Origin of the sequence: Synechococcus sp. CBW1108, from assembly GCF_015840335.1 — a bacterium.
Classification (GTDB): Bacteria; Cyanobacteriota; Cyanobacteriia; order PCC-6307; family Cyanobiaceae; genus Cyanobium_A.
In genome coordinates this window covers 2,689,048-2,701,669 of the sequence record NZ_CP060395.1, presented here as the reverse complement: position 1 = coordinate 2,701,669, position 12,622 = coordinate 2,689,048, and the positions used below count along the sequence as shown (strand labels likewise).

General features: G+C 67.5%; 16 protein-coding genes. 13 read left to right on the top strand and 3 right to left on the bottom strand.

Going from position 1 to position 12,622, the window contains the following annotated elements; translation table 11 throughout:
• Positions 1-36 precede the first annotated feature (36 nt).
• From H8F27_RS14610 to H8F27_RS14600, 3 genes are all read left to right on the top strand, one after another.
• Positions 37-927 (top strand): TIGR04168 family protein, encoded by an 891-nt coding sequence (locus tag H8F27_RS14610; protein ID WP_197149006.1) that lies wholly within the window; start codon positions 37-39, stop codon positions 925-927.
• Positions 921-2,018, top strand: coding sequence for a hypothetical protein (locus H8F27_RS14605; protein WP_197149005.1), 1,098 nt, complete (start codon positions 921-923; stop codon positions 2,016-2,018). The genes H8F27_RS14610 and H8F27_RS14605 overlap by 7 nt, the downstream gene beginning before the upstream one ends.
• 148 nt (positions 2,019-2,166) lie before the next feature.
• Positions 2,167-2,970, top strand: coding sequence for a glycoside hydrolase family 104 protein (locus H8F27_RS14600; protein WP_231596315.1), 804 nt, complete (start codon positions 2,167-2,169; stop codon positions 2,968-2,970).
• Here the strand turns inward: H8F27_RS14600 and H8F27_RS14595 are convergent.
• Positions 2,962-3,756 (bottom strand): TPM domain-containing protein, encoded by a 795-nt coding sequence (locus H8F27_RS14595; RefSeq protein ID WP_231596314.1) that lies wholly within the window; start codon positions 3,754-3,756, stop codon positions 2,962-2,964. The two genes, H8F27_RS14600 and H8F27_RS14595, sit on opposite strands and share 9 nt — an antisense overlap.
• A 68-nt stretch (positions 3,757-3,824) precedes the next feature.
• Here H8F27_RS14595 and H8F27_RS14590 point away from each other — a divergent pair, with 68 nt between their 5' ends.
• The 8 genes from H8F27_RS14590 to H8F27_RS14555 all read left to right on the top strand — a co-directional run bounded on the left by H8F27_RS14590 (position 3,825) and on the right by H8F27_RS14555 (position 9,106).
• Entirely contained in the window at positions 3,825-5,015 is a 1,191-nt protein-coding gene (locus tag H8F27_RS14590; protein ID WP_231596313.1) for a class I SAM-dependent methyltransferase, read from the top strand.
• A 72-nt stretch (positions 5,016-5,087) separates the two neighbouring features.
• Positions 5,088-5,402 carry a cation:proton antiporter subunit C gene (locus H8F27_RS14585; protein ID WP_370594428.1) on the top strand — a complete coding sequence of 105 codons (315 nt, stop codon included), beginning with the start codon at positions 5,088-5,090 and terminating at the stop codon, positions 5,400-5,402.
• Positions 5,395-6,885, top strand: coding sequence for a proton-conducting transporter membrane subunit (locus H8F27_RS14580; RefSeq protein ID WP_197149003.1), 1,491 nt, complete (start codon positions 5,395-5,397; stop codon positions 6,883-6,885). Before H8F27_RS14585 ends, H8F27_RS14580 begins: the two co-directional genes overlap by 8 nt.
• On the top strand, positions 6,873-7,274 hold the full coding sequence (locus H8F27_RS14575; protein ID WP_197149002.1) for a sodium:proton antiporter: 402 nt from the start codon (positions 6,873-6,875) through the stop codon (positions 7,272-7,274). The genes H8F27_RS14580 and H8F27_RS14575 overlap by 13 nt, the downstream gene beginning before the upstream one ends.
• Positions 7,271-7,534 carry a hypothetical protein gene (locus tag H8F27_RS14570; protein WP_370594427.1) on the top strand — a complete coding sequence of 88 codons (264 nt, stop codon included), beginning with the start codon at positions 7,271-7,273 and terminating at the stop codon, positions 7,532-7,534. The genes H8F27_RS14575 and H8F27_RS14570 overlap by 4 nt, the downstream gene beginning before the upstream one ends.
• On the top strand, positions 7,534-7,866 hold the full coding sequence (locus tag H8F27_RS14565; RefSeq protein ID WP_197149001.1) for a monovalent cation/H(+) antiporter subunit G: 333 nt from the start codon (positions 7,534-7,536) through the stop codon (positions 7,864-7,866). The genes H8F27_RS14570 and H8F27_RS14565 overlap by 1 nt, the downstream gene beginning before the upstream one ends.
• On the top strand, positions 7,863-8,411 hold the full coding sequence (locus tag H8F27_RS14560; RefSeq protein ID WP_197149000.1) for a hydrogenase subunit MbhD domain-containing protein: 549 nt from the start codon (positions 7,863-7,865) through the stop codon (positions 8,409-8,411). Before H8F27_RS14565 ends, H8F27_RS14560 begins: the two co-directional genes overlap by 4 nt.
• The gene (locus H8F27_RS14555) at positions 8,408-9,106 is read left to right on the top strand and encodes an MnhB domain-containing protein (RefSeq protein ID WP_197148998.1); all 699 of its coding nucleotides are present in this window, start codon (positions 8,408-8,410) and stop codon (positions 9,104-9,106) included. Before H8F27_RS14560 ends, H8F27_RS14555 begins: the two co-directional genes overlap by 4 nt.
• Here the strand turns inward: H8F27_RS14555 and H8F27_RS14550 are convergent.
• Both H8F27_RS14550 and H8F27_RS14545 read right to left on the bottom strand, forming a co-directional pair.
• Complete coding sequence (locus H8F27_RS14550) at positions 9,103-9,945, bottom strand: shikimate dehydrogenase (RefSeq protein WP_197153612.1); 843 nt, start codon at positions 9,943-9,945, stop codon at positions 9,103-9,105. The genes H8F27_RS14555 and H8F27_RS14550 overlap by 4 nt on opposite strands.
• A gap of 114 nt (positions 9,946-10,059) precedes the next feature.
• A complete protein-coding gene (locus H8F27_RS14545; protein ID WP_197153611.1) occupies positions 10,060-10,743 on the bottom strand; it encodes an SDR family oxidoreductase in 684 nt (227 codons plus the stop codon).
• Positions 10,744-10,826: 83 nt separating this feature from the next.
• Between H8F27_RS14545 and H8F27_RS14540 the strand changes: the two genes are divergently transcribed.
• Together H8F27_RS14540 and H8F27_RS14535 are read left to right on the top strand one after the other, a co-directional pair.
• Positions 10,827-11,828, top strand: a complete 1,002-nt coding sequence (locus H8F27_RS14540; RefSeq protein WP_197148992.1) for an ATP-binding cassette domain-containing protein — start codon at positions 10,827-10,829, stop codon at positions 11,826-11,828.
• Positions 11,825-12,619 (top strand): ABC-2 family transporter protein, encoded by a 795-nt coding sequence (locus H8F27_RS14535; protein WP_197148991.1) that lies wholly within the window; start codon positions 11,825-11,827, stop codon positions 12,617-12,619. The genes H8F27_RS14540 and H8F27_RS14535 overlap by 4 nt, the downstream gene beginning before the upstream one ends.
• Positions 12,620-12,622: the final 3 nt, after the last annotated feature.

Below are 12,622 nucleotides of genomic sequence, written 5' to 3'. Positions count from 1 at the left end.
AGCTGATGCAGGATGGCACGAGCCTAGGCAGCGGAGATGGCGGTAACCGGCGGGGTGAAAACGCTCCGCATCGCCATTGCCGGTGACCTACATGGGGCCTGGGACCACAGCGACCATGCCTTGCTGGAACTGCTGAAGCCCGATGCCCTGCTCGTGGTGGGTGATCTCAGCGACGGCCAGCAGCGCATCCCAGCCCTCTTGCGCCAGTTGCCCCTTCCCGTGGCCTGCGTTTTGGGTAACCACGACGCCGGCAAGGACGACTCTGGCCGCACCCTTCAACGCCAGATTGACCTGCTGGGGGAATTGCACTGCGGTTGGGCCCTGCGTCGCCTCGACCAGCCCGAACTTGCCGTAGTGGGTGGCCGGCCCGGCACCGCCGGTGGTGGTTTCCACCTGTCCCGGGCGGCCCAGGCAGCCTTCGGACCGGTGAGCCTGCAGGAGTCGGCTGATCGGATCACTGTCGCCGCCGCTGCCGCTCCCGCCCACTGGCCCCTGGTGCTGGTGGCTCACAGTGGTCCCTCCGGGCTCGGTAGCGACTCCGGCTCCCCCTGCGGCCGCGACTGGAAGCCCCCCGCCTGTGACTGGGGTGACCTCGACCTTGCCCTGGCCATCCAGCAAATCCGACGCCAGCGCCCTGTGCCCCTGGTGGTGTTTGGCCACATGCACCACGCCCTGCGCCGCGGCCAGGGGGAGCGCCAGAGCTTCTGCCGTGATCGGGCGGGAACCGCCTACCTCAATACCGCCTGCGTGCCCCGCCATGGCACCGATGGGGCGGGCCAGGCCCTGCGTCACTTCAGCTGGGTGGAGCTGGCGGGTATGGAACTGGTCAGTGCCAGCCATCGCTGGTATGGACTAGGAGCCGAACTCCTCTATGAAGAGCGGCTCTGGGCTGCCCCCAGCCCCGCTAACCACCTGGCACCTTGCTGATCTACGCCTGCGTCAGTGCCCATGGCTTCGGCCATGGCTCCCGAACCGCCGCCGTGCTGACGGCCCTCCATCAGCGCAATCCCACCTGGCGTCTGGTGCTCTCCACCACCCTGCCAGAAGCCTTCCTGCGCCTTGCCCTGGGGCCAATCCCGTTTGAGTATCGCCCCTGCCGCTGGGATGTGGGGGTGCTGCAGGCAGACGCCCTAGGCGCTGATGCCGATGCCACCCTCGCGGCCCTGGTGGCGCTGGAGGCCTGCCTCCCTGCCCTGTGGGCCGGGGAGCAGGCCTGGCTGGCAGAGCAGGGGTGCCCGCTGCTGGTGCTGGCCGATGTGCCGCCAGCAGCCGCTGAACTTGCCAGGCGGCTTAATTCGCCCTTGGTGTGGCTGGCCAACTTTGGCTGGGACTCGATCTACGCAGCGATGGGACCGGAATTTCGACCCTGGGCCCGCCAGTGCCACAACGCCTACCGCCAGGGCGATTTCCTGCTGCACTGTCCTTTGGCCATGCCGATGGACTGGGGTCTGCCCGAGCTGCGGCTGGGCCTGACCCCAGGCAGCCCTCGCCTCGATGCCACCAAGCTTGCCGACCAGCTCAAGTTGCCGGCCGACCGGGAACGCTGCGTGCTGGTTGGCTTTGGTGGGCTGGGCCTCAGCCTGGATCCTGGGGTTTTGGCGCGCTGGCCGGATCACGTATTCATCTGCGCCGATCCCCAGCTGGCCATTGCTGCCAATGCCCGGCTCCTGCCTGCGGGGGTGCGCCCCTTGGAGGTGCTCCCACTGTGCGGGCGGATGGTCACCAAACCTGGCTACAGCTCCTTTTGTGAGGCCCTGACCATGGGGGTCGGAATCCACCTTGTGCATCGCGATGGCTTTGCCGAGGCTCCGGTGCTGGAAGCGGCCCTTGTGCGCCACGGCTGGCATTACCTGCTCAGCAGGGCCCAGGCCCTGGCGGGGGATTGGCGCCTGGACCAACCCCTCATCCCCCCCAGTGATCCGCCACTGCCAGTTGACGGCTGCATGGCCGCCGCCAAAGCAATTGAATATGTGGCTGCAAATCGAGTGGTCCACAGTGATCTGAACCGTTCAGCGTGATTGTTCATACCGATGGACACTTCTGAGATTGGCACTAACACCATCGTGTTTCGGGGGATTCGTAGCCAAATTGGGCCGAACAAATATTTTCTTCGTTTTTCCAGATTCGGCCGCCTGCAGGCGGTTTTGCCGTTTGATTCGCTCCGGTATGACCTTGCCCAGCATCAACTCCCGATTCTTTTCCCTGCTCGCCATCACCAGCTTTGTTGCTGGCGCCTCCCTACTGAGTGCCCCATCGGCCCGGGCCCAGCAGGATGAGGTCCAGTCTCCTGAGGCCCAGTCTCTTGAAGCCCCCCGGCCCTTAGCGGCAACTGTTTCAGCATCCATAACCCTGCCTTCCCCTTCGCCGCGCATCTTCGCCATCACGCCCGAGCGCCGGGCCCTGCTCAACACGATCCGTTTTGCCGAGGGCACCTGGGCTGGTGGGGAGGACGTCGGTTACCGCATCATGTTTGGCGGTGGCCTGATGCCATCGCTGGACCGTCACCCAGACCGGGTTGTGCGAACCGCCCGCTACGCAAGCGCCGCAGCAGGGGCCTACCAGTTCATGCCATTTACTTGGGATCTGGTCACTCGTTCCCTTGGGGTTGCCCAATTCGGTCCCCATGTGCAAGACCAGGGAGCCCTCTTCCTGATCCGGCGTCGTGGTGCCCTGGCCTTGGCCGATCAGGGATTATTCACGCCCCTGCTGGCGGCCAAATTGGCACCGGAATGGGCCAGTTTTCCCACCTTGGCCGGCCGCAGCTACTACGGCCAGCCGGTGAAGCGCTTCCACGACCTCAGGCGCTTCTACGAGGACAACCTGTCCCGGCTCCGCGGCCAACTCAGTGCCGACCAAGCCGCCGCCAACTTGGCCTCAGCCAAGCCTGCCTGTATGCCGGCCGATTCCCTGCGTTGCAAGCTTGAAGCCCTCAAGGGCCTGGGCCCCCGGGCGAGCGGGAATTCAATCTGAATCCTGGGCGCGGGGTTTGCCGACCGTTGCTCCCGCTATCAGATAAGCCCCTAGGGCTGCACCCAGGAAGGCCAGGCTGTTGCGGGCAACCGGCAGCAGGTCACTGGTGCGGGTAACAATCGGCCCCAGGCCGAGGGCGCCAAACAGGATCAGCCAGAGGGGGGAGAGCAGCAGCACCCAGGCCCACTCCACCTTGCGTCCCTCCTTGCGGGGGTAGGCGGCGAAGCCGGCCACCAGGCCGCCCAGAACGGAGGTGGAAAGGGTGAGCAGCCATTGCTCCTGGGGCAGGCCTGGCACCACCTGACAACCACCCTGCTGCAGGCAGGTTTCCACCACGGCCAGGGCATCGACAATGGCGGCATCCTGGCCGTGGTCACGCACGTAGTACTGGTTGCCGAAGCGGGTCTGCAGTTCCACCCAGTAGGTGCGGGGCATCAGGGCGAATAGGGCATCGCCGACGTTGAAATTGAGCAGATTGCCGCCGCGCTCATCGGCCACCAGCAGCAGGCTGCGCTCATCAAGCTCCCAGAAGCTTTTAACCGCTTGGCCGGGGGTGCGGTCGTACTGGGTCAGCACCCGCAGCTTCCAGCCCGTGTCGGCCTCAAAGCGGTTGAGGTTGTCCTCCAGGCTGGTGCGCTGGCCATCGGTGAGGATCTTGGCCAGGTCGATCACCGGCGTGGGGTGGTCGGGCAGCAGGTCGGGGTTGTCGTAGGCGTGGGCCGGAGCAATGCCCACGCCCAGCCAGCAGGTCAACACCAGCAACAAGCTCGCCAAGACCGTTGTCATGGCAGTCAGAACGCGACCCATCCACCGGCCTCAGGGAAGATGCATTCTCCCTGAGCAGCCGTCTAAGCGTGACACTGCCCCCTAGCGATGCTTTGCCCGCCTGGCTTCTAGAGCGCCTGCAGGCAGCCGGCGGGGCGGTGCCCTTTCGCACTTATATGGAGTGGGTGTTGCACGATTCAGCGCATGGAGCCTATGGCTCCGGCCACCTGGGTATCGGCCCAGCAGGGGATTTCGCCACCGCCCCCTCACTGGGGCCGGACTTCGCCACCCTGCTGGCCCCCCAGATCGGTGACTGGCTCATTGCCCTGGCGGCCGTTCCCAGGCCCCTCGCCCTGGTTGAGGCAGGGCCAGGCGAAGGCAGCTTGGCCCTGCAGCTGGCCGAGGCCCTGGTGGCTGGTTGGCCCCAGCTGGCCCAGCGCCTGGAGCTGGTGCTGGTGGAGCCCAACGAGGGCATGGCGGCCCGTCAGCGAGCCCTGCTGCAGGACTGCCCCTTGCCCTGTCGCTGGGCCAGCTTTGCGGAGCTGGCGGCATCACCGCTGCGCGGTGTGGTGCTCGCCCATGAGGTGCTTGATGCCCTGGCGGTGGAGCGGATCGTGTGGGACGGGGCGCTCTGGCGCCAGCAGCTGGTGGCGCTGCACGAGGGTCCTGAGGCGGAGCTCTCGCTGCGGCTGGAGCCCGGCGCGCCCCTGGAGCCGGCAGCGGCCGCCCAGCTCGAGCCCCTTGGACTCCTGCCCCCCTTGCCCCAGCGCCCGCCCGGCTGGTGCACCGAACTGCATCCGGGCCTGGCCCCCTGGCTTGGCGAGTGCGCCGAGGCCGTGGCGGAGGGCCAGTTGCTGGTGATCGACTACGCCCTGGAGGCCTGGCGCTACTACGCCCCCCAGCGCTCTGACGGCACCTTGATGGCTTACCGGGGCCAGCAGGCCAGCGGTGATCCGCTTCTGGAGCCAGGCGCCTGGGATCTCACCGCCCACCTATGTATTGAGAGCGTCGATGCCGCTGCCGCCTTCAGCGGCTGGCAGCCCCTTGGCCAGTGCCGCCAGGGCCAGGCCCTGCTCGCCCTTGGCTTGGCCGAGCGGCTGCACGGCCTGCAGCAGCAGCCCCCAGCTGAGCTCGCCACCGTGTTGGCCCGCCGCGAGGCCCTGCTGCGGCTGGTGGATCCACGGGCGCTGGGGGAATTCCGCTGGCTGGCCTACGGGCGGGGCCTGGATCGCCAGGCCTTGCTGGCCCCGCCGCGGTTTCTGCAGGAGCCCGGTCTCTGACCCCAATGGCCCGGTGGTCTGCCTAATTTCCCAGCGATCAACGCGCCACCGGCCTTGGCAGATCCCTTTCGAGTGCTGGAAGCCTTGGTGCTGCTGGCCATGAATGTGATGGGCAGCGCCGTGGTGGCGTTGTTCGTGTTGCTGGCCTCCCGCGGCGGCCTGCGCACGCCGATCCTCGAAGCGCCCCAGTTGCCCAAACCAGCCCTGGCCTGGGCCGATCCCACCCCCCAGGCTGTGATCCTCACGGCGATCGTGATCGGCCTCTCGATCCAGGCGCTGTTGCTGGTGGTGCTCACCCGCCTGGCCCGGATCGATCCCCTGCTCGACACCGCCAGCTTCGAGCAGCTCAGCTCCAGCCGCGCCAGCGCCACTCCCCGCCATGGCTGAGCTCTCCCCCGCCCTGCTGACTGCCTCGCTGCTGCTGCCGTTGCTGGCAGCGTTCACGGCGCCGCTGCTGCCGTCGCTGGCGCGGCCCCTGGCCCTGCTGTCCGCCCTGCTCAGCGCTGGCCTGGGCCTGGCCCTGAGTGCCGGCCTGGGGCCCTGGAGCCTGGAGCTGGTCGGCCCGCTGGGCGTGCTGCTGCAGTTCGACGCCACCGCGGCGCCGTTCGTGCTGCTCAACGGCCTTGTGGTGCTGGCGGTGCTCTTGGACGGCTGGCAACAACCGCTGAACGGCCCGTTTCCGGTGTTGCTGATGGTGCTGCTGGCGGGCCTCAACTCCGCTTTCGTTGCGGTGGATCTGCTCAGCCTCTATGTGGCGCTGGAGGTGGTGGGCATCACCGCCTTCCTGCTGATGCTGGGTCAACGCAGCAGCCTGCAGCTGTGGATCGGCCTGCGCTACTTGCTGGTGGGCAACACCGTGATGGTGATCTACCTGCTGGGCGTGGCGCTGCTCTACCTGCGCAGCGGCAGCTTCCGGCTGCAGGCCCTGGCCGATCTCGCACCGGCCGATGGCGCCGCCACCAGCATCACGCTGGCGCTGTTGCTGGTGGCGCTGCTCACCAAGGCCGGCGTGTTCTTAAGTGGTCTTTGGCTGCCGCGCACCCATGCCGAGGCCCCGGCCAATGTCTCGGCCCTTCTCTCTGGAGTGGTGGTTGCCGGTGGGCTCTGTCCGCTGCTACGGCTCAGCCAGGCCCTGCCCCAGCTGCAGCCGCTGCTGGTGGTGATCGGCCTGGCCAGTGCCCTGCTGGGGGTGAGCTACGCCTTGGCTGAAACCGACCTCAAGCGTCTGTTGGCCTGGAGCACCCTCTCCCAGGTTGGTCTGGTGATCCTCGATCCCACAGTGGGCGGCGTCTATGCCCTGGCCCATGGCCTAGCCAAGGCGGGGCTGTTTCTGCTGGCCGGCCGGGTGGGGGAGCGCAACCTGGTGCGCTGGCGGCAGTCGGCCCTGCCGCTGCAACAGGCCCTGCCCCTGTGGCTGGGGGCGCTTTCCATCGCCGGAGCTCCGCCGCTGCTGGGGTTCTGGGCCAAGGAGGGGCTCAGCCGCGGCCTCAGCGGCCCGTCCAGCGGCGTGCTGCTGGTGGCGATGGTGGGCACGGCGGCGGTGTACGCCCGTCTGTTGCGGCGGCCCCTAGCTCCGGCCTCCGGCGCCTTGCCCCTGGGCCCGGCGCTGCTGGCTCTGCTGCTCCTGGCCGGCGGCATGTTGCTGGCGCCGTTGCCGGCCCAGGGCAGCCTCCTCAAGGCCGCAGCGGTCCTGGCGGCCGGCGCGGGTCTGGAGTTGCTGCTGGATTTGGGCCTTCGCGCTGCAGCCGGCCTGGGCTGGCTAGCTCTGCCCAGGTTGGAGCGTCTCGACGACCTGCTCGGGGGTATTGCCCTGGTGGGAGTGACTCTGATGGCGCTGTTGCTGGGGGGAGGGCTGCCATGGGCCGTGTGATCACCGTGACGTTGCGGCTGCTGATCTGGCTGCTGCTCACCGGCGACCTGAGCCAGGTGAATGTGCTGATCGGCGTGCTGGTGGCGGTGCTGCTGCCAATGTCCCGCCACAGCCGCCGCCTGCCCCTGCGCCCGCTGCTCGTGGCCCTGCGGGACAGCCTGCTGGCGATCCCCCAGGCCTTCGCCGAGGGGTTTGTACTGCTGCGTTCGGGACGCACCCTGACCGAGACGCTCGAAACCCAGGGCTTTAGCGATTCTGGCTCAGCCCTGCTGATCTTTCTGGAGGTGTTCCGCGTGACGCTCACCCCGTTCACGATCGCCCTTGGGATGGATGCTGATGGCCGGGCCTTTCGGGTACACCGGCTGGCCCGCCCGGAGGTGCGGCGATGACAGGGACCTGGCTGGAGCTGGTGCAGCTGGGCATGGTGGTGGCCCTGCTGCTGCCGATTGTGGTGGCCTGCCGCCGCAGCGACGTATGGCATCGTCTCGCAGCGCTGGCCAGCCTCTCCACGAAGGTGGCCTTGCTGATGCTGGTGGTGTCGGTGGTGCGCGACGACTGGATGGTGGGGGTTGTGGGCGTGATCGTGCTCAGCGTCGGCAACGCCGCGGTGATGCTGCTGGCCAACCTGCTGCGAGGGGTGGACCACTGATGCTCACCCTCCTTCCCCTCGCTGCCCAGCGCTTGCTGGAGGTGCTGAGCGACCTGCTGCTGGTGAGTGGTCTGGTGCTGTGGTTCACGGGAACCTGGCCGCTGCTGGGCCGCAGCAGCTTTCTGCACAAGCTCCATTTCCTGGGCATCGGCGACACCCTGGGCTCCGCGCTGATGCTGCTGGGGCTGCTGCTGAGGCTCAACCGCGAGTGGCCCCTGCTGCTGCTGGCGCTGATCTCGCTGGTGATCTGGAACACGATCTTCGGTTACGTGCTGGCCAGCTGCTCCCAGGTGAGCCGTTACGGAGACCTCGATCCGGAGGTGCGTCCATGACGCTCACCCAGGAGATCCAGTTGCTGCTGCCGCTCACGGCCCTGCTGCCGCTCATCGCGATCCTGCTGGTGGTCCAGAGCAACCCTTATCAGACCCTGGTGCTGCGGGGTCTGCTCGGGGCGGTGTCGGCCCTGATCTATGCCCTTCTGGGCGCGGCCGATGTGGCGCTCACCGAGGCCCTGGTCGGCACCCTGCTCTCCACCACCCTCTATGCGGTGGCGCTGCGCTCCTCGATGGTGGTGCGGGTGGCGGTGGCGACGGAGTTGCCACCCGAGCCGTTGTGCCAGCAGCTGTGCCGATGGCTCGATCCCCTGCATCTGCGCCTTGAGCTGCTTGGTCCGGCCGATGCCGACCTGCATGCCGTGCTCGAGCCCGCTGGGGCAGGCTCGTTCCGCCTGCTGCTGCACAACCGTCAGCTGCTGGAGCGGCTGGAGGGGCTGCCTGGAGCCCAGAGGTGGCGACAGGCCGGCCACCAGCTCGAGCATCGCTCCGCGCTGCCCCTGTCTCCCGATCCGGCCCAGCCCGATCAGGAGCACCTCCCATGAACCCGTCCCGTTCTGCAGCCGGTCTGCGGCCGGCCCAGCTGCTCTACGGCCTGGCGGCGGTGGTGCTCTGCCTGGCGCCTTTGGCTCTGGCGCTGCCGCAACCGCTGCCCCTGAGCAAATCACTGCAGCAGCTGCTAGACGCTGGCGGAGTGCCCAACCTGGTGTCCACGGTGATCCTCCACACCCGCCTCTACGACACGGTGGCGGAGGTGGTGGTGTTCACCCTGGCCTCGATCGGTGTGCGCTGGATTCTCAGCGGCGAGCCGCAGCAGCAGCGCATCCGTGCTCTGCAGGACGCCCCCTCGGTGTTGCTCTGCCAGCTGGGGGCCACGGTGTGTGCATTGGTGGCGGTGGAACTGGCTCTGCGCGGCCACCTCTCCCCTGGCGGTGGTTTTGCGGCCGGCGTGGCTGGTGGCACCGCCATCGGCCTGCTGCTGATCAGCGGCTCGGCGCGACTGGCCGATCGGCTGTTCCAGCACTACCGCGCCGACCTCTGGGAGAAGGCGGCGGTGGTGGGGTTCGTGCTGGTGGCCTCGCTGGCGCTGGCAGGCCTGGTGCCCGGCGTCTCGGGTGGCTTTGGCCAGATCGACAGCGGCGGCTGGATTCCCCTGCTCAATGCGCTGGTGGCCGTCAAGGTGACCCTGGGGTCCTGGGCAATGGTGCAGCTGCTGGTGCGCTACCGCGGCCTGCTCTAGGCTGGAGGCGGGCCTTCCCCCAGCGCCTCGGCCACGGCCTGCTGGAACACAGCCTCCTCGGGATGGATGCCGGTCCAGCGCTCGAAGATCTGCATGGCCAGCTGCACCAGCATCTCCACCCCATCAACGGTGGGGCAGCCCCGTTCCCTTGCCTGGGCCAGAAAGGGCGTGATGCGGGGATTGGTGATCACATCCACAGCCAGACAGCTGGGCGCGACGCTCTGCCAGTCCAGAGGCAGGGGCTCCAGCTCCGGCGCACAGCCCAGGTGAGTGGCATTCATAAGCAGCGTGGTGCCCTCCGGCAGGCGCAGCGGCTCCTGCCAGCGTTGCCATTCGCAGGCCAGGCCACTGGCCTGGCGAACCCGCTCTGCCACCTCGCGCCCTTGCTCCTCCCGCCGGGTGATCAAGGTGAGCTGGCTGGCCCCGGCCCAGGCGATCTCCACCGCCATCGCCCTACCGGCCCCCCCGGCCCCGAGCATCACCACCCGCTGCCCCTGCAGGGGGGCCACCTTCTCGATGGCCTTCACCACGCCTTTGCCGTCGTTGTTGTGCCCGATCAGGAGTCCCGCTTCAATCGTGATGTAATTGGCCGCACCGATGGCGCTCACGTCGTCATCGACGGCATCCAGCAGTGGAATCACGGCCACCTTGTAGGGCACGGTGATGCACATACCGCTGTAGCCCAGGGGCTGCAGAGCCGAAATCGCCTTGGCCAGGTCCGCCTCGTTGGCGATGTCGCTCTTCCAGAACTGCCAGTGGAGCCCGTGGTGGGCATACACGGCATCGAACATCCGGTCGATCGGGTTCTCCGCCACCGGATGGCCAAGCATGCCGGTCATCTGCTTCTGAGGGGGGATCAAGGGCGGGCTGCGAGGACCTCCAGCCTGGCTGGAACATCGCCTGTTGCCCACGCCCCCACGCCCAAGCCTCTACCCCCAAGCCTCCACGGCCAATCAGCTGCTTGCCAACCAGCCGGCCAGCGGCTGGGGCTCCTGATTCGCGCTGCTGGTGATCTCGATAATCTTGCCGATCGCCGCAGGCGTCTCGAGTGCATCCAGACAGGCCCGGGCCACCAGCAGGCGGGGCAGGCTGCTGCTCTCCTGCTGGTCGGCTCCGGAATACACCACCCCCTCCGATGCGGCGCGACTGTCGTCCTCACTGAGACCGCCGGGGCGGATCACCGTCCAGTCGAGCCCGCTCTGCTCCAGCCAGCGTTCGCCCAGCCGCTTCCACACCAGAATCAAGCCGAACAGGTTGAGCGGATGCAACCAGCGACCAGCGCAGAGGGAGCTCACCAGCACCACCCGCTTCAAGCCCACCGCCTGGCAGGCCTGGATCTGGTCGCGCACGCCGATCGCATCCACCTGCAAGGGGCCGGCCAGGTTTACCGATGGCCGCGCGCCGGTGGCGATCAACAGGGAATCGCAGCCCCTCAGGGCGCTTTGCAAAGCTTCGGTGGCACTGAAATCGAAGCGTCGCACTTCGAGCCGCCCCTGTTGCTCTGCTTCGGCCAGGGCCGGCGGCAGCACCGAGCCAGGCCGCAGGATCGCCCGCACCGCCAAGCCGCGATGCAGGGCTTGATCCACCACCCGCCAACCGGTTTTGCCGGAGGCACCGGTCACAGCCACCAGGGTCATCGCCACTCCCTCAACGTCCAACCATGCTGGTACCCAGCCGCTAGAACCGCGGCCCGGGCTTGGCTGACTGTGGCAGCGGGGACATGACGATCATTCAGGCCAGAAATCTCAGCAAGAGCTACCGAATCAGCGAGAAGCAGCCAGGGCTGGCAGGCAGTCTGCGCCACCTGGTGCGGCGGGTGCACCGGGATGTGGTGGCCGTCGACCGGATCAGTTTCAGCATCGAGCCCGGCGAATTTGTGGGCTTCCTCGGCCCGAATGGGGCCGGCAAGACCACCACCTTGAAGATGCTCACCGGCCTGATCCACCCCAGTGGCGGCGAGCTCCAGGTGGCCGGTCACCAGCCCTGGCGGCGCCAGCCCCGCTTCCTGCGTCAGATCACCCTGGTGATGGGCAACCGCCAGCAGCTGATCTGGGATCTGCCAGCCCTGGATTCCCTCCAGGTGAATGCGGCGGTGTACGGGCTGGAGCCCGTCGCAGCGGCTAGGCGAATCCGGGAGCTCGCCGAGATGCTGGAGCTGGGGCCAGAGCTGAATCGGCCGGTGCGCAAGCTCTCCCTCGGCCAGCGCATGAAGGCCGAGTTGCTGGCGGCCTTGCTGCACAGCCCCTCCGTGCTGTTTCTCGATGAACCCACCTTGGGGCTGGATGTGAATGCCCGGGTCCGGGTACGGGATTTTCTTGCCGACTACAACCGCCAGACCGGCGCGACCGTTCTGCTCACCAGCCATGACATGGGCGACATAACTGCCCTCTGTCCGCGGGTGTTGCTGATCCACGAGGGCCAGCTTTTCCACGACGGTTCTTTAGCCCTGCTTACCCAGCGGCTTGCCCCCTGCCGCCAGGTGCGCTTGGAGCTCGCCGATCTCCACCCGAGCGAGGCGTTTGCGGGCTTTGGCCAGATCGAGGAGCACCACGGCCACCTACTGCGGCTGCTGGTGCCGCGGGACCAGCTCACCGAGCGGGTTGCGGCCCTGCTCGAGCGCTTTTCGGTGCTGGATCTGGAGGTGGGGGATCCACCAATCGAGGATTTGATCGGCGTCCTGTTTCGCAGCCGAGAAGCAGCAGCCAGGGGGGATTCGCCATGAGGCTCCGGCACGGCTGGCGTGTGGCACGGGCGTTGCTGGTCAGCCAGTACGCCCTGATGCTCGAGTACCGGGCCGAGATCGTGCTGTGGGCTCTCTCCGGTGTGCTGCCCCTGATCATGCTCGGTGTGTGGAGTGGTTCCGGGGCCGGCGCTGGAGCAGGGCTCTCACCGCAGCAAATCAGCCGCTACTTCCTCTCGGCCTTTTTGGTGCGCCAGTTCACCGTGGTGTGGCTGATCCACGTGTTTGAGGAGGATGCGCTGCAGGGGCGGCTCTCTCCCTTTTTGTTGCAGCCGCTGGCCCCCCTCTGGCGCTATCTGGCGGCCCACTTCAGTGAGCAGGCCTCCCGGGTGCCAATCGTGGCGATCATGCTTTTGGCCCTCGGCCTGGTGGCGCCGGGGCTGCTCTGGCTGCCATCACCGCGCTCCCTGCTGCTGGGCCTGGTGGCGATTCAGGCAGCCTTCCTGCTCCGTTTCCTGCTTCAGGTGGTTGTCACAACCCTCTGTTTCTGGAGTGAGCGAGCGGCGGCGCTGGATCGGCTGCTGCTGATTCCCTATCTGTTCCTATCTGGCCTGGTGGCGCCGCTTGAGACCTTTCCCCCGGCTGTTCGCCGCCTGGCGATGGCCACACCTTTTCCCTGGATGGTGGATTTTCCCGCCCGACTCCTGGCCGGTGAGGAGGTGAATGCAACCCTGGGCTTCGCAGCCATCGCGGCCTGGTGCCTGCTGCTGCTGCCGATTGGCCGCTGGCTGTGGCTAGCCGGCCTGCGCCGCTATTCGGCGATGGGGGCCTGAGTC

Excerpts from the sequence above, each read along its gene's own strand:
- H8F27_RS14610 (WP_197149006.1), top strand. The coding sequence starts at position 37 with ATGGCGGTAACCGGCGGGGTGAAAACGCTCCGCATCGCCATTGCCGGT.
- H8F27_RS14600 (WP_231596315.1), top strand. The coding sequence starts at position 2,167 with ATGACCTTGCCCAGCATCAACTCCCGATTCTTTTCCCTGCTCGCCATC.
- H8F27_RS14595 (WP_231596314.1), bottom strand. The coding sequence starts at position 3,756 with ATGACAACGGTCTTGGCGAGCTTGTTGCTGGTGTTGACCTGCTGGCTG.
- H8F27_RS14580 (WP_197149003.1), top strand. The coding sequence starts at position 5,395 with ATGGCTGAGCTCTCCCCCGCCCTGCTGACTGCCTCGCTGCTGCTGCCG.
- H8F27_RS14575 (WP_197149002.1), top strand. The coding sequence starts at position 6,873 with ATGGGCCGTGTGATCACCGTGACGTTGCGGCTGCTGATCTGGCTGCTG.
- H8F27_RS14570 (WP_370594427.1), top strand. The coding sequence starts at position 7,271 with ATGACAGGGACCTGGCTGGAGCTGGTGCAGCTGGGCATGGTGGTGGCC.
- H8F27_RS14565 (WP_197149001.1), top strand. The coding sequence starts at position 7,534 with ATGCTCACCCTCCTTCCCCTCGCTGCCCAGCGCTTGCTGGAGGTGCTG.
- H8F27_RS14560 (WP_197149000.1), top strand. The coding sequence starts at position 7,863 with ATGACGCTCACCCAGGAGATCCAGTTGCTGCTGCCGCTCACGGCCCTG.
- H8F27_RS14555 (WP_197148998.1), top strand. The coding sequence starts at position 8,408 with ATGAACCCGTCCCGTTCTGCAGCCGGTCTGCGGCCGGCCCAGCTGCTC.
- H8F27_RS14550 (WP_197153612.1), bottom strand. The coding sequence starts at position 9,945 with ATGACCGGCATGCTTGGCCATCCGGTGGCGGAGAACCCGATCGACCGG.
- H8F27_RS14545 (WP_197153611.1), bottom strand. The coding sequence starts at position 10,743 with ATGACCCTGGTGGCTGTGACCGGTGCCTCCGGCAAAACCGGTTGGCGG.
- H8F27_RS14540 (WP_197148992.1), top strand. The coding sequence starts at position 10,827 with ATGACGATCATTCAGGCCAGAAATCTCAGCAAGAGCTACCGAATCAGC.
- H8F27_RS14535 (WP_197148991.1), top strand. The coding sequence starts at position 11,825 with ATGAGGCTCCGGCACGGCTGGCGTGTGGCACGGGCGTTGCTGGTCAGC.